The 19,560-nt window shown below is 72.6% G+C and carries 18 protein-coding genes and 1 pseudogene; 8 read left to right on the top strand and 11 right to left on the bottom strand.

Features of this window, described 5'->3' with window-relative positions; all coding sequences use genetic code 11:
• Nucleotides 1-81 precede the first annotated feature (81 nt).
• The 4 genes and pseudogenes from ACLGIH_RS19300 to ACLGIH_RS19315 form a co-directional block, all read right to left on the bottom strand.
• On the bottom strand, nt 82-852 hold the full coding sequence (locus ACLGIH_RS19300; RefSeq protein WP_416526488.1) for a DUF6227 family protein: 771 nt from the start codon (nt 850-852) through the stop codon (nt 82-84).
• 133 nt (nt 853-985) lie between these two features.
• A pseudogene (locus ACLGIH_RS19305) lies at nt 986-1,420 on the bottom strand (L,D-transpeptidase); the annotation flags it as partial.
• A gap of 32 nt (nt 1,421-1,452) precedes the next feature.
• Nucleotides 1,453-2,484 carry a P1 family peptidase gene (locus ACLGIH_RS19310; protein ID WP_416526489.1) on the bottom strand — a complete coding sequence of 344 codons (1,032 nt, stop codon included), beginning with the start codon at nt 2,482-2,484 and terminating at the stop codon, nt 1,453-1,455.
• 55 nt (nt 2,485-2,539) lie between these two features.
• A complete protein-coding gene (locus ACLGIH_RS19315; protein WP_416526490.1) occupies nt 2,540-3,781 on the bottom strand; it encodes a low temperature requirement protein A in 1,242 nt (413 codons plus the stop codon).
• 145 nt (nt 3,782-3,926) lie between these two features.
• Here ACLGIH_RS19315 and ACLGIH_RS19320 point away from each other — a divergent pair, with 145 nt between their 5' ends.
• Entirely contained in the window at nt 3,927-4,187 is a 261-nt protein-coding gene (locus ACLGIH_RS19320) for a hypothetical protein (protein ID WP_416529575.1), read from the top strand.
• A gap of 13 nt (nt 4,188-4,200) precedes the next feature.
• Here ACLGIH_RS19320 and mscL read toward each other — a convergent pair whose 3' ends face one another.
• The 6 genes from mscL to ACLGIH_RS19350 form a co-directional block, all read right to left on the bottom strand.
• Nucleotides 4,201-4,668: a large conductance mechanosensitive channel protein MscL gene (gene mscL, locus ACLGIH_RS19325; RefSeq protein ID WP_416526491.1), complete on the bottom strand. Its 468-nt coding sequence runs from the start codon at nt 4,666-4,668 to the stop codon at nt 4,201-4,203.
• 117 nt (nt 4,669-4,785) lie between these two features.
• Entirely contained in the window at nt 4,786-5,265 is a 480-nt protein-coding gene (locus tag ACLGIH_RS19330; RefSeq protein WP_416526492.1) for a hypothetical protein, read from the bottom strand.
• Between the two features lie 342 nt (nt 5,266-5,607).
• On the bottom strand, nt 5,608-6,450 hold the full coding sequence (locus ACLGIH_RS19335) for an S-methyl-5'-thioadenosine phosphorylase (protein WP_416526493.1): 843 nt from the start codon (nt 6,448-6,450) through the stop codon (nt 5,608-5,610).
• Nucleotides 6,451-6,557: 107 nt separating this feature from the next.
• A complete protein-coding gene (locus tag ACLGIH_RS19340; RefSeq protein ID WP_416526494.1) occupies nt 6,558-6,878 on the bottom strand; it encodes an FmdB family zinc ribbon protein in 321 nt (106 codons plus the stop codon).
• 67 nt (nt 6,879-6,945) lie between these two features.
• Nucleotides 6,946-8,229, bottom strand: coding sequence for an MFS transporter (locus ACLGIH_RS19345; protein WP_416526495.1), 1,284 nt, complete (start codon nt 8,227-8,229; stop codon nt 6,946-6,948).
• A 322-nt stretch (nt 8,230-8,551) separates the two neighbouring features.
• Nucleotides 8,552-10,042: a potassium/proton antiporter gene (locus ACLGIH_RS19350; protein ID WP_416529428.1), complete on the bottom strand. Its 1,491-nt coding sequence runs from the start codon at nt 10,040-10,042 to the stop codon at nt 8,552-8,554.
• 338 nt (nt 10,043-10,380) lie between these two features.
• Between ACLGIH_RS19350 and ACLGIH_RS19355 the strand changes: the two genes are divergently transcribed.
• A complete protein-coding gene (locus tag ACLGIH_RS19355; protein WP_416526496.1) occupies nt 10,381-13,212 on the top strand; it encodes a penicillin acylase family protein in 2,832 nt (943 codons plus the stop codon).
• A gap of 115 nt (nt 13,213-13,327) precedes the next feature.
• On the opposite strand, the gene ACLGIH_RS19360 is transcribed toward ACLGIH_RS19355, so the two are convergent.
• Complete coding sequence (locus ACLGIH_RS19360) at nt 13,328-13,945, bottom strand: 5-formyltetrahydrofolate cyclo-ligase (RefSeq protein ID WP_416526497.1); 618 nt, start codon at nt 13,943-13,945, stop codon at nt 13,328-13,330.
• A 94-nt stretch (nt 13,946-14,039) separates the two neighbouring features.
• Here ACLGIH_RS19360 and galU point away from each other — a divergent pair, with 94 nt between their 5' ends.
• From galU to sepX, 6 genes are all read left to right on the top strand, one after another.
• On the top strand, nt 14,040-14,951 hold the full coding sequence (gene galU / locus ACLGIH_RS19365; RefSeq protein ID WP_416526498.1) for a UTP--glucose-1-phosphate uridylyltransferase GalU: 912 nt from the start codon (nt 14,040-14,042) through the stop codon (nt 14,949-14,951).
• Nucleotides 14,952-15,085: 134 nt separating this feature from the next.
• Nucleotides 15,086-16,375: a molybdotransferase-like divisome protein Glp gene (gene glp, locus ACLGIH_RS19370; RefSeq protein ID WP_416529429.1), complete on the top strand. Its 1,290-nt coding sequence runs from the start codon at nt 15,086-15,088 to the stop codon at nt 16,373-16,375.
• 191 nt (nt 16,376-16,566) lie between these two features.
• On the top strand, nt 16,567-16,995 hold the full coding sequence (gene moaC, locus ACLGIH_RS19375) for a cyclic pyranopterin monophosphate synthase MoaC (RefSeq protein ID WP_416529430.1): 429 nt from the start codon (nt 16,567-16,569) through the stop codon (nt 16,993-16,995).
• Complete coding sequence (locus ACLGIH_RS19380) at nt 16,992-17,492, top strand: MogA/MoaB family molybdenum cofactor biosynthesis protein (RefSeq protein WP_416526499.1); 501 nt, start codon at nt 16,992-16,994, stop codon at nt 17,490-17,492. The genes moaC and ACLGIH_RS19380 overlap by 4 nt, the downstream gene beginning before the upstream one ends.
• A 23-nt stretch (nt 17,493-17,515) precedes the next feature.
• Nucleotides 17,516-18,169 carry a GNAT family N-acetyltransferase gene (locus tag ACLGIH_RS19385; protein WP_416529431.1) on the top strand — a complete coding sequence of 218 codons (654 nt, stop codon included), beginning with the start codon at nt 17,516-17,518 and terminating at the stop codon, nt 18,167-18,169.
• A gap of 169 nt (nt 18,170-18,338) precedes the next feature.
• Nucleotides 18,339-19,514, top strand: a complete 1,176-nt coding sequence (sepX, locus tag ACLGIH_RS19390) for a divisome protein SepX/GlpR (RefSeq protein ID WP_416526500.1) — start codon at nt 18,339-18,341, stop codon at nt 19,512-19,514.
• Nucleotides 19,515-19,560 lie beyond the last annotated feature (46 nt).

Genomic DNA, 19,560 nt, shown 5'->3' on the forward strand with positions numbered 1-19,560 from the left:
GCGGACTCGGGCCGAGGGCTCGGCGGGCGCCGGCCGGTTTTCCCACGGGAACCGGCCGGTGCTCGCGGCTCTGCCCACGGGTCAGGAGACCTGTGCCGCCCGTCGCTCCATCGCCCGCCGTGCGGCCTCCTCGGTCACGTACACCTCGCACATGTGCCGCCCGTCCGGGGTGGCCGTGTGCTCGACCTCCCAGAGGGAGACCTCCCGGCCGTCCCCGGTTCCGTCCGTCTCCTCTTCGCCGAGCAGGAACGCGTGCTCGTACAGCGAGAAGGACAGCCCGGCGCGGCTGGTGCGGCCGGGGCGGCCGAAGGCCTGCGTGATCTGGTGCGCGGTCGCCGTGGCCAGCAGCGCGGCGACATCGGCTCCGGGCCGGTCCGGGTTCTCCGCCCGGCGCAGCAGCCGGCGCGCGTGGTCCGCCGAGCCGCGCCGGACGTAGGACTGACGCGGGGCCGGGATCGACGACAACTGCATCAGCACGGGCAGCTCGAAGTCCGGCGTGTCCGGCGGCAGCGGCAGCCGGGCGGTGGCGGCGCGCAGTTCCTCCTCGTCGACGTACACCTCGTGCCGGGGCTCGCTGCCGGGGGCGGTGTTGTGGACGAGCTCCCAGAGGGTGAGCGCCGAGCCGTCGGCGAGCAGCCACGTGTGCCGGTACGTCTCGCGGTGGCGCCCCGCGCTGTGGTGCGCCGAGTGCAGCGAACCGTCGTGCGCCAGCGCGCAGTCCAGCCGGCGTATCGTCTCGTCGGGCAGTTCGAAAGAGTTCAGAGCACGTCCGAGCAGGCGCGCGAGGTGGTCCTCCGGAGTCTGCGGCGACCCGGGTGGTTCGTACGCTGCGGTCTCGTACGGAACGCTCAAGGTTTCTCCTGGCGTTGCTGCATGTCACCTTGTGGGTGCATACCGTAGCCCCTCGGTCGGACATCATGTCCGGGAACCGAGAAAACGTACGCACGAAAAACGGGCGGGCCGCGCGAAGAGTTCCGGCGCAGCCTCACGCTTCGCCAAAATTCGCTGGTCGTACGGCACTTCCGGCGGTCCACTCGCTCCACGGCAGGTTCCAGCCGTTGAGTCCGTTGTCCGGCGCCACCGTCTCGTCCGGGGAGTTCTTGACGATCACGACGTCACCTACGAGCGAGTTGCCGAAGAACCACTTGCCGGAGGTGTCGCCCTGTCCGCCCCGCACGTCCCGCAGCCCGATGCAGCCGTGGCTGGTGCCCGCGCGGCCGAAGGGCGGATCGGCCGGCTCGTACCAGTAGTTGCCGTGCAGGAAGGTCCCGGACCGGGTCAGGCGCATCGCGTGCGGCACGTCCGGGATGTCGTACGTGAAACCGACCGTCGAGCCGTCCATGCGCGTCTGCGCGAACTTCTCGGAGATCACCATCTGCCCGTTGTACGTCGGGTTCTCCGCGCTGCCCGACGAGACCGGACCGACCTGACCGTCAGCGGCCGTGCGCACGGCTACGCCACCCCGTACAGCTCCGTGTACGACGGCCAGGCCCCGCCCGGACCGTCCACCGGTTCCGCCGACCGCACCGCGCGCACGATCGCCCGGGTCACCATGTCCGCGCCCGCCGCCAGCACCTCGTTCAGCGCGAGCGGACCGCCCGTGTCCAGCGGACGCCGCCCGGTCGCCAGGGCGAACACCGTGTCCCCGTCGCTCAGCAGGTGCACCGGGCGGACGGCCCGCGCGATGCCGTCGTGCGCCGTGCCCGCCAGCTTCTGCGCCTGCGCCTTGGACAGGTCGGCGTCGGTGGCGACCACCGCCAGCGTGGTGTTCAGCGGCGGGGTCGCGTTCCGCGCCGCGGCCTCGGCGAGGCGCCGCCGCGCGGCCTGGTGCACCGGCGCTTCCGGGTACGCCACCCGCCGGCCCTCGAACAACTCCCCGTACAGCACCCCCGTCTCCGGATCCACCGCCGACCCGACCGCGTTGGCCACCACCAGCGCCGCCACCGTCACCCCCGAGTCCAGCACCGTGCCGGCGCTGCCCACTCCGCCCTTCAGCGGTCCGACCACCGCCCCCGTCCCGGCCCCCACGCACCCCTGCGGCACCGGTGCCCCCGGTTCGCTCGCGTCGGCCGCCTCGACCGCCGCCCGCCCGAGGGCCGCGTCCGGCCGGGCCCGGAAGTCGCCGCCCCGCCCCAGGTCGAAGACGCAGGCGGCCGGGACCACCGGCACCACGTGCGCGGGGTCCGGTCCGACGCGCACTCCGCGCCCCCGCTCCTCCAGCCAGGCCATCACCCCCGACGCCGCGTCCAGCCCGTAGGCGCTGCCGCCGGTCAGCACCACCGCCTCCACCTTCTGCACCAGATTGCGCGGGTCGAGGGCGTCGGTCTCCTTGGTGCCGGGGCCGCCGCCGCGTACGTCCACCGCGGCGACCGCCCCGCCCTCCGGGGCGAGCACCACCGTCGTACCGGTGAGCCATCCGTCGCCTGTCCGTGTCGCATGGCCCACCCGCACGCCGGCCACGTCCGTCAATGCGTCAGCTGTCATGCCGTCAGTGTGGTCCAGGCCGAAGGCTCCCGTGGCCCGCGCACCGGCGACGGCGTCAGACGGCCGGCGCGGCCGGGCCCGGCTCCCGGGCGGCCCCGCGCGCCGTCAGCGTCACGCCCGCCGCCACCGCCAGTGCCGTCACGATCCCCGCCGCGGACACCGCCCAGTCACCGAGGAACGTGCAGCAGATGACCAGCAGCGCGGCGGTCGGCAGCACCAGTTGCTGAGCGATGCCCACCTTGAAGTGGCGCGAGTGCAGCGCCCACACCGTCAGCAGGTACAGCGCCGTCGGCAGCGTCACCGCGGCGGACGCGGCCAGCGTGGAGATGTGCGCCTTGCCGACCGCGTGCTCCACCGCCACCTCCAGCCCCGCACCGATCGCGGCGGCCGAGGCGAACACCAGGTAGTGGCCGTACCCCCACAGGAACGCCTGTCTGTTGGAACGCAGATGCCCGTGGACCGGCACCGCGAAGTAGACCCACCAGGCGGCGAACACGATCAGCAGGCCGCCCGCCGCGATCGGCAGCACCTCGCCGAGCGCGTCGTTCTCCTCGACGCCCGACTTCACCGCGACCGTGGCCGCCAGGATCGTCTCGCCGAGCACGATGATGGTGAACAGCCCGTACCGTTCGGCGATGTGGTGCGGATGCCAGGACGACGCATGGCCCTGCTCCGCGAACACCGGTACGCACATCTCCAGCATCGCCATCACCAGGAACAGCCACGGCCGTCCGTCCTCCGGCAGGAACAGCAGCCCCAGCCAGCCGATCTGGCAGAGCAGCACACCACCCGCGTACCGCAGGGCCATCGTGCGCTCGCCGGGCGCGGCGCCGCGGGCCGCCCGCAGCCACTGCGTCACCATCGCGAGCCGCATGATCGCGTAGCCCAGCCAGACGGCCGTGAAGTCGTGGTCCGCGAAGGCCCGGGAGACCCCGGCCGCCAGCACCAGCACACCGGCCATCTGCACCAGGGTGACGACGCGGTAGAGCACGTCGTCGTTGTCGTACGCCGAGGCGAACCAGGTGAAGTTCATCCAGGCCCACCAGATGGCGAAGAACACCATCGCGTAGTTGAGGATCCCCTCACCGGCATGGCCCTCCGCGACGGCGTGCACCAGCTGGACACCCGCCTGGGCGACGGCCACCACGAAGCACAGGTCGAAGAAGAGCTCCAGTGGTGAGGCACCGCGGTGTGCCTCACCCCGGTCGCGCGCCGTCAGCCTCCGCAGCGGCCTGCGGTCGCCCGGGCCACCCGGGCCACCCGGGGGCGGGGGAGTGGAAGTCGCACTGGACGTCATGATTCCCAGCACAACAGAGCCGGACCCGATGCGCTTGCGGACCGCGCCGCGGGTGGGGCGGCGGGTGGAGGGGGAAACACGCGCGCGGCGGGGGTGGCGGGGCCGCCCGGAGGGCCGGTCGGCCCGGGCGCCGTACCCTGGAGGCATGAGCACCGCCCCCGACCCGGCCCCCGAGCCGGTCCCCCGCCCGGCCCCCGAGCCGGCTCCCGGTCCAGCCCCTGTCCCGGCCTCTGATCCGGCGCCCGGATCGCGCGCGCCCAGGCCCGCGCTGGTCTTCGACGACCCGCTGGACCAGCAGACCTCGGACGACACCGACCGCGGGTGGGGCGAGCGGCCGGGCACCGACGGCGGCGGCGCGGCCGACCTGAGGCGCTTCCTCGACGAGAAGCCCCCGCACCACCTCTGAGACGAGAAGTCCCCTACCGCTGGTCGTGGCCCGAGCCGCGCTGGGCGACCAGGGCGTCCCGGATCTCCTTGAGCACCTCCAGCTCGGTCACGTCGACGACCTCCTTCATGCCCTCCTTGGCCTTCCTGCGGGCCTCCTGCCGGGCCAGGTACTTGGACATGGGCAGCACCATCAGGAAGTACACGACCGCCGCCGTGATCAGAAAGCTGAGCGTGGCGCCGAGGACGGAACCCCAGAGGATCCGGACCCCCGTGGCAGCGTCGCCCGTACCGGTGCACGGGCCCTTGAGGCAGTAGCTGTAGCTGTCCAGGCTCTTGGTGCCGAACGCTCCGACCAGTGGGTTGATGACCCCCTGCACCACCGAGTTGACGATGTTGGTGAAGGCGGCGCCGATGACCACCGCCACGGCCAGATCGATGACGTTCCCTCGCATCAGGAAGGCCTTGAAGCCGTCCCAGACGCTCGGCTGCTTCTCGCTCACCTCGGGGGCACTCCTCGCATGAACCGGTTATGGAACAAAACGCTCCGCAACCTACGGCAGCGTTGGGCCGTCCTGTCCACTTGGGTGCCTCGATCGAGGGACTTGACAGCCGGTCGCTCACCACAGCGTCACCGCCAGCCGGGCCGTCGCACCCGCTCCGGCGAGACGGGCCGCCGTGCCGCGCGGCACCGAGAGCACGACCAGCGCCCCGCTCCCGTCGACCCCCTCCGCCGCCGGTACCTGTGTCACTCGCGCCCGGCGTGCGACGACCCGGGCCCGGCCGCCCGACGCGGCGTCCTCGGCGGCGATGACGTCCACCCGGTCGCCCGGCCGCAGCAGCCGGACCGTGGCCCCGTCGGCGATCCGTACCGGCACCGTCACCCGGTCGGCGCCGGGACGCGGGGCGGCTGCCGAGGCCGGTCCCGCGTGCGCCGGCGGGTGCCCGCGCGCCCGGTGGGCGGTGTCCCCCGGGCCGGCGGCCACCAGCGCCGCCGCGGTGACGGCGAGCCCGGCCGCGACGGCCCGCCTCCGGTGACGCACCAGCCGGCGCAGCGGGTAGCGCCCGCCGCGCACCCGCACCGGCGGGAACCGCGACACCTCGCACGTGGGCGGGACGTCACTCCCGCCCGGGTGCGCGGCGGACGGAAACGGCGACGGGACGGAGGACGGAAACGGCGACGGGAGGGAGGAGGGAAAGGGTGACGGGACGGAGGGGGGATACGGGGACGGGGACGGAACGGAGGACACGGGACCACCACCTGCGACGAGGGACCGGCTTGCGCATCCACGATGACGTCGCCGGCCGATGCGTGCGGCAGCCCGTGCGCTACCCGCGGGTTGTGGACAATCCCGTCACCCGAACCGGTCGTTCCGCCCCGCCCGAACCCGCCCCGCCCGAACCCGGCCCGCCCGAACCCGGCCCTCGAGAACGCCCCGGCCCTACGGCAGCGCGAACCCGGGATCCATCCCGCCCAGCGCGCTCGTGCACGGGCAGTCCCGCTCACCGGCCGCCGGCAGCGTGGCCACCGCGTCGAAGAGCACGCCCCGCAGCCGGTCCACGTTGGCCGCGAACACCCGCAGTACCTCGTCGTGCGAGACGCCCTCGCCGGACTCGGCGCCCGCGTCGAGGTCGGTGACGAGGGTCAGCGAGGTGTAGCACAGCTCCAGCTCACGGGCGAGGGCCGCCTCCGGATGACCGGTCATGCCCACCACGGACCAGCCCTGAGCCCGGTGCCACAGCGATTCGGCACGGGTCGAGAAGCGCGGACCCTCGACCACGACCAGGGTGCCGCCGTCCACCGGCTCCCAGTCCCGCCCCCGCGCCGCCTTCAGCGCCGCCGCGCGCCCGGTGGGGCAGTAGGGGTCCGCCAGCGAAACGTGCACCACGTTCGGCACCGTGCCGTCGGGCAGCGGCAGGCCGTCGAAGTAGGTCGTGGCCCGGGACTTCGTGCGGTCGACGAACTGGTCGGGCACCAGTAGCGTGCCCGGCCCGTACTCGGGCCGCAGGCCGCCGACCGCACAGGGGCCGAGGACCTGGCGCACGCCGACCGACCGGAGCGCCCAGAGGTTGGCCCGGTAGTTGATCCGGTGCGGAGGCAGATGGTGGCCGCGTCCGTGCCGCGGGAGGAAGGCGACCCGCCGGCCCGCGACCTCGCCGAGGAAGAGGGAGTCGCTGGGCGGCCCGTAGGGGGTGTCGACCTGGACCTCGGTCACGTCGTCGAGGAACGAGTAGAAACCTGAGCCGCCGATCACGCCGATCTCGGCCTGCACGCTGTTCGCCATGTCCGCACCCTAACCGCCGGGTCGGCACCCGAGAACGCCGCAGACCCCGCCGTCGTACGACGACAGGGTCTCGTAAGAAGTCCCGGTGGGTCCCGGTGGGAGTCGCGCTAGGCGGCGGTGCTGCCGGCGGAGCTGCTGGAGCTCGACGACGAGCCCGAGCCCGATCCCGAGTCAGAGGACGACGAGGACGACGAGGAGCCGGAGGCCCCGGAGGACGACTTCGACGACGCCGACGAGCTGCTCGACGAGGAGCCGCGGCTGTCGTTGCGGTAGAAGCCGGAGCCCTTGAAGACGATGCCGACGGCCGAGAACACCTTCTTGAGGCGGCCCTCGCAGCTCGGGCACTCGGTCAGGGCGTCATCGGTGAACTTCTGCACCGCCTCGAGGCCCTCGCCGCACTCGGTGCACTGGTACTGGTAGGTCGGCACTGTCTTCCTCCTGGCACTCTCACTCAATGAGTGCTAACGACGATCCATAGTGACGCATTCCCCGGGATCAGTCCACTGTGGCGGGCACGCGGTGACCCACGCCACGTGCCACGGTCCGCCCGCGCGGCGCCGCCGCCAGCCGGGAACGCAGCGCCACCAGGGTCATCAGGGCGAGCACCGTGCCGCCCATCGGCACCAGGAATCCGGCACCGTCCCACAACCGGTCCTCGAGCTGACCGGCGACCGTGACGGCCGCCGCCTGGCCGAGCGCGACCGCGCCGGTGAGCCAGGTGAACGCCTCCGTGCGGGCCCCGGCCGGGACCAGGCTCTCGACCAGGGTGTAGCCGGTGATCAGGGCGGGCGCGATGCACACGCCGACGAGCAGGCCGAGGCCGGCCAGCACCGGCACCGAGTGCGCGACCCACAGGCCGGACGCGGTCAGCGCGAGGGCGGTGTACCCGACGAGCAGACGGCGCTGCGGGGCCACCTTCCAGGCGATGGCGCCGCAGATGACGCCGGAGAGCATGTTGCCCGCGGCGAAGATGCCGTACAGGACGCCGTTCATGCCGGGCTCGCCGATGGACGCGGTGAACGCGGCCAGCGCCACCTGCATGCCGCCGAAGACGGAACCGATGCCGAGGAACGTCACGATCAGCACCCGCACGCCGGGGACGCGCAGCGCGGAGGCGTGCTCCACGCGCGCGTGGACGCCGTCGGCGGCGGCGACCGGGGGCTGGGTGCCCTTCTGGGCGGCGAACAGCAGGCCGCCGACCAGGGTCAGCGCGGCCTCCGTGACCAGGCCGGCGGCCGGGTCGACGGCCGTGCACAGGGCGGTGGCCAGCAGCGGGCCCACGACGAAGGTCAGCTCGTCGGTGACCGACTCGAAGGCGGCCGCGGTGGTCATCAGGGGCGAGCCCTTGAGCTTCACGCCCCAGCGGGCGCGCACCATGGGCCCGACCTGCGGCACCGAGGCGCCGGTGGGCACGGCCGCGACGAACAGCGCCCACAGGGGGGCGTCCGCGAGCGCGAGAGCGGTCAGGGTCAGACCGGCCACGGTGTGCACGAGCACCCCGGGGAGCAGGACGGTGCGCTGCCCGTAGCGGTCGGCCAGCCGTCCGGTGTAGGGCGCGAACAGCGCCATGGAGACGCCGGTGGCGGCCGCGACGGCGCCCGCGGCACCGTAGGAGCCGGTGGTGTGCTGCACCAGCAGCACGATCGAGAGCGTCAGCATCGCGAACGGCTGGCGTGCCGCGAAGCCGGGGAGCAGGAAGGTCCAGGCGCCGCGCGTGCGCAGCAGCTGTCCGTACCCGGGGCGGGACGCCTTCTGGGTCGCAGTGACCGTGGATGCCACGGCCCATGCCTTTCTGCCGCCTGGTAGCGCGGCCCTGGCTTGTGGCCGGGGCGGCACCGAGAGCTGTCCTCTTGCGCGGACTGCGGTAGATACCGGCGCCCGCTGCGAAGAGAGGGGGGCGTCCGGCCGCCATACGGTCGCGCCAGCTCTGCGTCAGGCAGAGTTGGTTCGATCAGGTGACGCCTTCATTGTACAAGGGGAAAACGGCGGAATCCTGTGAATACGAGCACTAGGCAACCCTCCACCTAAGATTTCCCTCCCGTTCACCCGGCCCGCAACCGCCAAGCCGCCGTTCACCCGGCCCCGACCGCCGCGCCGCCGTTCACCCGGTGCCCAGCCACCCCGCCAGCTTGCCGCCGCGGCCGACCGCGCGCAGTCGTCGCTCGGCGGCGTCCCGGACCGGGTCGGTGGCGACCACGAGCAGTTCGTCCCCGCGTCGCAGCACCGTGGAGGGCTGCGGCACGAAGGACTTCCCCTCGCGCACGACGAGGGTGACCGCGGCCCCGGGCGGCAGCCGCAGCTCGCCGACCTCGACGCCGTGCATCTTCGACTCCTCCGGGATGGCGACGGACAGCAGATGCCCGCGCAGCCGCTCCAGCGGCGCCGACTCGATCCCCAGGTCGGCGGCGGTCTCCGCCCGCTCGCCCAGGTGCAGCTTGCGGGCCAGCCACGGCAGCGTCGGACCCTGCACCAGGGTGTAGACGACGACCAGGACGAAGACCATGTTGAAGATCGGGCGGCTGCCCTCGACGCCCTCCACCATCGGGATCGTCGCCAGGATGATGGGCACCGCGCCGCGCAGCCCGGCCCAGGACATCAGGGTCTGTTCCTGCCACGGCACGCGGAACGGCAGCAGGCACAGCACCACGCTCAGCGGCCGGGCCACCATGGTCAGCACCAGGCCGATGACCAGGGCGGGCAGGATGTCGTCGTCCAGCTCGTGCGGGGTGACCAGCAGGCCGAGCAGGACGAACATGCCGATCTGGGCGAGCCAGCCGACCCCGTCGGCGAACCCGCGGGTGGCGGGCCAGTGCGGCAGCCGGGCGTTGCCCATGACCATCGAGGCGAGATAGACGGCCAGGAAGCCGCTGCCGTGGGCCATGGCACCGGCCGCGTAGGCCGCGACGGCGATGGCCATGACGGCGATCGGGTAGAGGCCGGAGGCGGGCAGCGCCACGTGCCTCAGCCCCAGCGAGCCCAGCCAGCCGACCGCGAGTCCGATGGCCGCGCCGATGGCGAGCTGCAGCGTTATGACGCCGAGCAGCACGTACCAGTCGTCCACCGGCCCGGCCGTGGAGAAGGAGACCACCAGGATGACCACCGGGGCGTCGTTGAAGCCCGACTCGGCCTCCAGCGTGCCCGTCACGCGCGCGGGCAGGGGGATGCGGCGCAGCACCGAGAAGACGGCCGCCGCGTCCGTCGAGGACACCACCGCCCCGATGATCAGCGCCTGCCGCCATTCCAGTCCGGTGAGGTAGTGCGCGCCCGCCGCGGTCACGCCGACGCTCACCGCGACCCCGGCCAGCGCCAGCGCGGAGGCGGCCGGCAGGGCCGGTTTGATCTCGCCCCACTTCGTGCCGAGGCCGCCCTCGGCCAGGATCACGACCAGTGCCGCGTAGCCGATGACCTGGGTCAGTTCGGCGTTGTCGAAGTGGATGCCCCCGAGTCCGTCCTGGCCCATGGCGATGCCGATGGCCAGGTAGATGAGCAGGCTGGGGAGCCCGCTGCGCGAGGAGAGCCGGACCGCCGCGACGGCGACGAGCAGGACGAGCGAGCAGACGAGCAGGAGCTGGTTGAGGTACTGGACAGTCAGGGGCCGTTCCCTTCCCTGGCACGGAGCGAGTGCGTGGACGGTCGAAAGCGCGCACGAGTGCGACGGAGCGTGCCGACCGCACACGGCGTGCGGCGGCGCACACACATGGCACTACGCACATGGCACACGAAGCCGCGGACACCGGGGCGAACTACTTCGTTACCTTACCTAACTCTTGACGATTTCTTGACGCTCGCCTTGGCAAGATCGAACGTCCGTACGTGTCTGTTCCGGACTCCGCGTCAAGGGGGAGCGGGCCCTGCGCCTATGGTTGCTCCAGCGTTCAGTACAAAGCACAGCCAGCCCCTGCCGCTCGTGTTAGGACAGCAAGGACAGCGATGCCCCCCACCACCACCGCCTCTACGGGTCAGCAGCCCGGCAAGTCCGGCAGGAAAAAGGGGCGCAAAGCCCGACTGATCGTCCTCGTGCTGGTGCTGGCCCTCATCGGCGGCCTGGTCTACGGGGCGTACTGGTCGATCAGCACCGTTCGTGCCTCCTTCCCGCAGACGAAGGGCTCGATCACGCTCGACGGCCTGTCGGGGCCGGTCGACGTCAAGCGCGACGACTACGGCATCCCGCAGATCTATGCCTCCTCCGAGCAGGACCTGTTCATGGCGCAGGGCTACGTCCAGGCGCAGGACCGGTTCTACGAGATGGACGTGCGCCGGCACATGACCGCCGGGCGCCTGTCGGAGATGTTCGGCAAGGGCCAGGTCGACAAGGACGCCTTCCTGCGCACCCTGGGCTGGCACCGGGTGGCGCAGAAGGAGTACGACGAGAAGCTCTCGGAGCCGACGAAGAAGTACCTCCAGGCGTACGCCAAGGGGGTCAACGCCTACCTGGCGGGCAAGGACGGCAAGGACATCTCGCTGGAGTACGCCGCCCTCGGGTTCACCAACGACTACAAGCCGCAGAAGTGGACCCCGGTCGACTCGGTCGCCTGGCTGAAGGCGATGGCCTGGGACCTGCGCGGCAACATGCAGGACGAGATCGACCGCGCCCTGATGACCAGCCGCCTCGGCCCGAAGCAGATCGCCGACCTGTACCCGGAGTACCCGTACGACCGGAACAAGGCCATCGTCCAGGAGGGCCAGTACAGCGAGCTGACCGGGACCTTCGAGGGCGGCGACGGCGGCTCGACGGGTTCGTCCGACGGCACCGGCACCGGCGCGGGTACGGGCGCCGGGACGGGCACGGGCACGGGCACGGGTACCGGCATCGGCACGGGTGCCAGCGCAGGCGACGGCACCGGCACCGGCGGCTCCGCCCTGCAGAGCCAGCTCTCCGGACTCCAGGACGTCCTGGACGACCTGCCCACCGCCGTCGGTGTGAACGGCAACGGCATCGGCTCCAACTCCTGGGTCATCGGCGGCGAGCACACCATCACCGGCAAGCCGCTGCTGGCCAACGACCCGCACCTGTCGCCCTCGCTGCCCTCCGTCTGGTACCAGATGGGCCTGCACTGCCGCAGCGTCTCCGACAAGTGCCGGTACGACGTCGCCGGCTACACCTTCGCCGGCATGCCCGGCGTGGTCATCGGCCACAACCAGGACATCGCCTGGGGCCTGACCAACTCCGGCGTCGACGTCACCGACCTGTACCTGGAGAAGATCACCGGCGACGGCTACCAGTACGACGGCAAGGTCGTCCCCTTCACGACCCGCGAGGAGACCATCAAGGTCGCCGGCGGCGAGCCGAAGAAGATCTTCGTCCGGGAGACCAACAACGGCCCCCTGCTGTCCGACCGCGACGACGAACTCGTCAAGACCGGCCGGAAGGCCACCGTCGACGCCGCCGCCCCCGACCGCGGCGACGGCTACGGCGTCTCCCTGCGCTGGACCGCGCTCGAGCCCGGCACCACCATGGACGCCGTCTTCGCCATGAACCGCGCGACGGACTGGGACGACTTCCGCGAGGCCGCCGCCCTGTTCGAGGTGCCCTCGCAGAACCTGGTCTACGCCGACCGCGACGGCAACATCGGCTACACCCTGCCCGGCAGGATCCCGGTGCGCGCCGAGGGCCACGACGGCTCGGTCCCCGCCCCCGGCTGGGAGTCGAAGTACCGGTGGACCGGTGAGTACATCCCGCAGGACGAGCTGCCCTACGAGTACAACCCGGACCGCGGCTACATCGTCACCGCCAACCAGGCCGTGATCGACGAGGACAAGTACCCCCACACCCTCACCACGGACTGGGGCTACGGCACCCGGAGCCAGCGGATCACCGCCCTGGTCGAGCAGAAGATCAAGGACGGCGGCAAGATCTCCACCGACGACATGCGCCAGATGCAGCTGGACAACAGCAGCGAGATCGCCAAGCTGCTGGTGCCCCACCTGCTGAAGATCGACGTCGCCGACAAGGACGTCCGGCAGGCACAGAAGCTGCTGGAGGGCTGGGACTACACCCAGGACGCCGACTCCGCGGCGGCCGCCTACTTCAACTCCGTCTGGCGCAACGTCCTCAAGCTGGCCTTCGGCAACAAGCTGCCCAAGGAGGTGCGGGTCGAGGGCCAGTGCCTGTGGGTGGACCCGGTCAACAGCACCAAGCCCCAGGACGCGACCCAGAAGGTCCGCGAGTGTGGCCAGCGCGACGCCGAGCAGGCGCAGCCGGACGGCGGCGACCGCTGGTTCGAGGTGGTCCGCACCCTGATGGACGAGCCCGAGAGCGACTGGTGGACGACGCCCGGGTCCCACACCCGCAAGGGCGCCGACCGCAACCGCGACGACCTGCTCAAGCGCGCCATGATCGACGCCCGCTGGGAGCTGACCGCCAAGCTCGGCAAGGACATCGACACCTGGAGCTGGGGCCGGCTGCACCGCCTGTTCCTGAAGAACCAGACCCTGGGCACCGAGGGCCCCGGCTTCGTGAAGTACGCCCTGAACCGCGGCCCCTGGGAACTGAGCGGCGGCGAGGCGGCGGTCGACGCCACCGGCTGGAACGCGGCCGGCGGCTACGGGGTGATCTGGGTGCCGTCCATGCGGATGGTGGTCAACCTCGGCGACCTCGACAAGTCCCGGTGGATCAACCTCACCGGGGCCTCAGGGCACGCCTACAGCGCCCACTACACCGACCAGACGGAGAAGTGGGCCGAGGGCGAGCTGCTGGACTGGGCGTTCACGGACAGGGCGGTCGAGGAGAGCACGAGCGACACGCTGGTGCTGAAGCCGTAGGCCACCGCTCCCGACGGGAAACGGCCCTCACGCGCGCGTGAGGGCCGTTTCCCGTACTGGACGCTTGGGGTCTGTGCACGCGTGCGGGCTGCTCACTGCGGTCCGCCGGGGCCCGTCACCGGAACCGCCGCACCCCCGACGGTGTCACCACCAAGTCCACCGGACGGTCGTGCGGCTCCGCGGGCACCCGCGCGACGACCTCGGGGTCGTACAGCAGCACCACCAGCGCGGGATGCGCGCCCGCCCGCTCCAGACGGGCCAGGACCCGGTCGTACGAGCCACCGCCGCGCCCCAGTCTCAGGCCGCGCCCGTCGACCGCCAGACCCGGCAGCAGCACGGCGTCGGCGGACGTCACAGCATCCGCTCCCAGGCGCTCGCCGGCGGGCTCCAGCAGCTCCATCCGCCCGCCGCCGTGCCGCACGCGCGCGAGGGAGCCGGGTCCGTCGTACGCGCCCCAGTCCAGGTCGTTGTCGGGCAGCAGCGCCGGCAACAGGACGCGCACGCCCCGCCCGCGCAGCGCGTCGAGCAGCGCGAGCGTCCCGGGCTCGGCGCCCACCGAGACGTACGCCGCCACCGTGCGCGCCCCCGCCAGCTCCGGCAGGCCGAGCGCCCGCGCGGCCAACGCCTCCTGCGTTTCCCGCAGGTCACCCGCCGTCAACCCGTTCCTCGCCGCGAGGATCTCCCGCCGCAAGGTCCGCTTGTCAGGCTCGGGCGCCCGTCCGATGTGGGTCACAGCTCGCTCCGTTACCGTTTTTCAATGTGCTCATATGAGCGCCAACCGGCCCGAGTCGCAGTTTCCCCCAATCACACCGGCTATGGTGGCGGGCATGACTCAGGCGCAACCCAGGATCAGCAAGGCTGTCATCCCCGCAGCAGGCCTCGGCACCCGGTTCCTGCCGGCCACCAAGGCCACTCCCAAGGAGATGCTGCCGGTCGTCGACAAGCCGGCGATCCAGTACGTGGTCGAGGAGGCCGTGGCCGCGGGCCTCGGTGACGTCCTCATGGTGACGGGCCGCAACAAGCGGCCCCTGGAGGACCACTTCGACCGCAACTACGAGCTGGAGTCCGCCCTGGAGAACAAGGGCGACGCCGAGCGCCTGGCCAAGGTCCAGGAGTCCAGCGACCTCGCGATGATCCACTACGTCCGCCAGGGCGACCCCAGGGGCCTCGGCCACGCCGTCCTGTGCGCCGCCCCGCACGTCGGCGACGAGCCCTTCGCGGTCCTGCTCGGCGACGACCTGATCGATCCGCGCGACCCGCTGCTCCAGCGCATGATCGAGGTCCAGGAGGAGCACGGCGGCAGTGTCGTCGCCCTCATGGAGGTCGCGCCCGAGCAGATCCACCTCTACGGCTGTGCCGCCGTCGAGGCCACCGAGGACAGCGACGTCGTCAAGGTCAGCGGCCTGGTCGAGAAGCCCGACCCGGCGGACGCCCCCTCCAGCTACGCCATCATCGGCCGCTACGTGCTCGACCCGCACGTCTTCGACATACTGCGCAAGACCGAGCCGGGCCGCGGCGGCGAGATCCAGCTCACCGACGCCCTCCAGCAGCTCGCGGCGGACGAGCAGGTCGGCGGCCCGGTGCACGGCGTGGTCTTCAAGGGCCGCCGCTATGACACCGGCGACCGCGGCGACTATCTGCGTGCCATTGTCAGACTCGCGTGCGAACGTGAAGACCTGGGCCCGGACTTCCGGACCTGGCTTCGCAGTTACGTAGCCGAGGAGATGCAGCAACGTTGAGCAGCGCCGCGCCCCGCGCCACCGGGCACGACCACTCCGGTCATGAGCACTCCGGTCATGAGCACTCCGGTCATGACCACTCCGGTCACTCCGGTCACTCCGGTCACTCCGGTCACTCCGGTGACGACACCCCCCTGTGGTCGGTCGACGACCACCTGGAGGACATCCTCGCCACCGTCCGCCCCCTCGAGCCCATCGAGCTGAACCTCCTCGACGCCCAGGGCTGCGTCCTGGTCGAGGACGTCACGGTGCCGGTCTCCCTGCCGCCGTTCGACAACAGCTCCATGGACGGGTACGCGGTCCGGGTCGCCGATGTCGCGGGCGCGAGCGCTGAGTTCCCCGCCGTCCTGGAGGTCGTCGGGGACGTCGCCGCCGGCCGGGCCGACCCGCTCCAGGTGGGCCCCGGCCAGGCCGCTCGCATCATGACCGGTGCCCCGCTCCCGCCGGGCGCCGAGACCGTCGTGCCCGTCGAGTGGACCGACGGCGGGCTCGGCGAGGGCCCGGTCAGCGGCATGCGCGCCCGCAGCCAGGCCCCCGAGGGCGCCGAGGGCCAGGTGCACGTGTACCGCCCGGCCGAGCGGCGCGCGCACGTGCGCGCCCAGGGCAGCGACGTGAAGGCCGGCGACCGTGCCCTGGAGGCCGGCACCATCCTCGGCCCGCCGCAGATCGCCCTGCTCGCCGCGATCGGCCGCGGCCGGGTCCGGGTCCGCCCCCGCCCGCGCGTCGTCGTGCTGTCCACGGGCAGCGAACTGGTCCAGCCCGGCGAGGAACTGGCCCACGGTCGAATCTACGACTCCAACAGCTTCGCCCTCACCGCTGCCGCCCGCGACGCCGGTGCGATCGCCTACCGCGTGGGCGCGGTCGCCGACGACGCCGAGACCCTGCGCTCCACCATCGAGGACCAGCTGGTCCGGGCCGACCTGATGGTCACCACGGGCGGCGTCAGCGTAGGGGCCTACGACGTGGTCAAGGAGGCCCTTGCGCACGTCGCCGACGAGGACGAGCCGGGCAGCGGCGTGGAGTTCCGCAAGCTCGCCATGCAGCCCGGCAAGCCGCAGGGCTTCGGCTCCGTCGGCCCCGACCACACCCCGCTGCTCGCCCTGCCCGGCAACCCGGTGTCGTCGTACGTCTCCTTCGAGCTGTTCGTCCGCCCCGCCATCCGCGCCCTCATGGGCCTGCCGGACGTCCACCGCCCGACGGTCACCGCCACCCTCGCCGCCGGCAAGGCGCTGGCCTCCCCGAAGGGCCGCCGGCAGTTCCTGCGCGGCCGGTACGACGACGGCGCCGGCACGGTCACGCCGGTCGGCGGCGCCGGATCGCACCTGGTGGCCGCCCTCGCGCAGGCCGACGCACTGATCGTCGTCCCCGAGGACACCGAGTCCGTCGAGCCGGACACCGAGGTCCAGGTGGTCCTGCTCGGCTGACGGCCCCGCCTTGGCGGTACCGTGTCGCGCACAACAGGCCCGCGTGCCGCACCGCGGCGGGCCCGGACCGGGAGCGCCACACGAGCATGAGCACGCAGGACCCGCAGGACCGCCAGACCCAGGACCACCAGGCCCAGGACCGCCAGGCCCAGCACCGGCTGACCCACATCGACGAGGCGGGCGCCGCCCGCATGGTCGACGTCTCCGGCAAGGACGTGACCGCACGCACCGCCCGCGCGAGCGGACGCGTCCTCGTCTCACCCCGGGTGATCGAGCTGCTGCGCGGCGAGGGCGTCCCCAAGGGCGACGCGCTGGCCACGGCCCGGATCGCGGGCATCATGGGCGCCAAGCGCACCCCCGACCTGATTCCGCTGTGCCATCCGTTGTCGGTGTCGGGTGTGACACTGGACCTGTCGGTCGCGGACGACGCCGTGGAGATCACCGCCACGGTGAGGACGACGGACCGTACGGGCGTGGAGATGGAGGCGCTCACCGCGGTCTCCGTCGCCGCGCTCACCGTGATCGACATGGTCAAGGCCGTCGACAAGAAAGCGGTGATCACGGACGTGCGGGTGGAGGAGAAGACGGGCGGAAAGTCGGGCGACTGGAGCCGGGCATGAGCTACCGCGCGCTGGTCGTGACCGCGTCCAACCGAGCCGCCGCCGGAGTCTACGAGGACAAGGGCGGCCCGCTGATCGCCGACGGCCTGAAGCGCTTCGGCTTCGCGGTCGACGGCCCCCAGGTCGTCCCGGACGGCGACCCGGTCGAGGCCGCCCTGCGAGCCGGCGTCGACGCCGGGTACGACGTGATCGTCACCACCGGCGGCACCGGCATCTCGCCCACCGACCGCACCCCCGAGGCGACCCGGGCCGTGATCGAGCACGAGGTGCCGGGCATCGCGGAGGCCATCCGGGCGTACGGCCGGGACAAGGTGCCGACCGCGGTGCTCTCCCGGGGCCTGGCAGGAGTGGCGAAGGGCACACTGATCGTCAACCTGCCGGGCTCCAGTGGCGGCGTCCGGGACGGGCTGGCGGTCCTGGAGCCCCTGCTGACCCACGCCGTCGACCAGATCCGCGGCGGTGACCACCCACGACCGAGCAGCGGGAGCGCGAGCTGAACAGCCCTTCCTGGCCAGTGGAGCTGGTGGACGGCGATATCGTCCTCCGGCCCATAAAGCTGCGCGACCAGCGGGCCTGGCGCGAGGTCAACCGGCGCAACCGCGACTGGCTGCGGCCCTGGGAGGCGACGATCCCGCCGCCCGGGCCGGGCGGGCCGACCGCCCACCGGCCGACCTACCGCCAGATGGTCCGGCACCTGAGGTCGGAGGCGAACGCGGGCCGGATGCTGCCGTTCGTCATCGAGTACCAGGGCCGCCTGGTCGGGCAGTTGACGGTGGCCGGGATCACCTGGGGCTCGATGTGCTCCGGGCACGTCGGTTACTGGGTGGACGAGGCGGTGGCCGGCCGCGGGGTGATGCCGACGGCCGTGGCGATGGTCGTGGACCATTGTTTCCGCACCGTCGGTCTGCACCGCATCGAGGTCTGCATTCGCCCCGAGAACGGGCCCAGCCGCCGGGTCGTGGAGAAACTCGGTTTCCGCGAGGAGGGCCTCAGGCCCCGATATCTCCACATCGACGGCGGCTGGCGCGACCACCTCGTCTTCGCGCTCACCGCGGAAGAGGTGCCCGACGGACTCCTGCGCCGCTGGCACCGCACACGCTCCCGAAGCGCCCCGGGGGACACCCGGCGGAGCGCCCCGGGGAATCCCGCCCGACCGGGCACCGGAATTGAATAAACGTTCGAAATTGTTCGAGTCGGGCCCCCTGGACGCCCCGGAATTTCACGGGCTTGGCGGCCTCTTGATCGCATCCATCACAAAAAACTTTCGAAATATCAGCCAGATCGTGCGACACACCGGCTCAATTGGCGGATGGCCTCACGCAAACCCCTCTACGGTGTGAGGCGTGAGCAGCAGCGGCCTCATCTACGCAGTCATCGTCGGGGCCTGGGCCGCCTACTTGGTGCCGATGTGGCTCCGTAGGCAGGACGAGCTGAACGAGGCCCGTCCGACGGAACGCTTCAGCACCGCCATCCGGCTGCTGTCCGGGCGGGCGGCCATGGAGCGCCGGTACACCAAGGGCCTGCGGACGCGCTCCGCCGAGGAGGGGGAGCCCGGCACCGACGCCCCGGACGCCGTCACCGACTCGGTGGACGTCCGGGCCTTCGCCGTGCCCCCGACCCGCCAGCACACCCGGCCGTCCGCCCCGGCCCCCGCCCCCGCCTCCGGCCCCGCCCCCGACGCCGAGCGGCCCGAACCGGCGCGCCGGCCGGTGCCGCCCGCCCGGCGCGCGACCGGTGCCGAGGCCGCCGCCCGGGCCCGGCGCTCCAAGGTGCTGGCCCGGCGCCGCCGCACCACCACGGTGCTGTTCCTTGCCTTCACGCTCGGCGCGATCGTCGCGGCGGTCGGCGGGCTCACGTTCCTGTGGGCGCCCGGCGTGCCCGCCGTCCTGCTCAGCGCGTACATCGCGTACCTGCGCTCCCAGGAGCGCCGCCGCTTCACCTACCAGATGGACCGCCGACGGGCCGAGGCCGCCGCCCAGCGGCTCCGCGACCGCCAGCCGCGCCGGCGCGCGTCCGCCGAGGCGGCGGCCGAGGCCGAGGCCGACGAACCGGACGAGGAACCCGGCACGGACACCGACCCCGGCCTGTCCGCGCTCGCCGCGGACCGGCGGGCCCTGGTCGAGCAGACCGACCACGCCGAGTGGGTCGACCAGCAGCGCGAGCGGCAGCGCCGCCCCGGCCAGGGCGGCGACAGCTGGGACCCGGTGCCGGTGCCGCTGCCGACGTACGTCACCGCCCCGGTCGCCCCGCGCGCCACGAACGACGTGGACCTCGGCGCGCCGGACGCCTGGAGTTCGGCCCGCTCCAGCGCCGCCGCGCGGGATCCGGAGGAGGCGGCGGACGCCGTCACCGGCGCGCCGCAGGAGCCCGGCGCCGACGGAGCCGCCGCCCGCGCCGAGGACCGGCCGGGCTGCGGCGCCCGCCGCGCCGCGTCCGCGCGCCGGGCCCGGGAGCGGGGCCGTACGCCGCTGTTCGACCAGTACGAGGACGGCGACCGGCCGCGCGCCGCGAACGAGTAGACCCGGCCGCCGGACCCGGCCGCCGCGCCGCGGGCCCGCTCCCGGA

Source organism: Streptomyces hamibioticus (assembly GCF_047946815.1).
GTDB lineage: Bacteria > Actinomycetota > Actinomycetes > Streptomycetales > Streptomycetaceae > Streptomyces.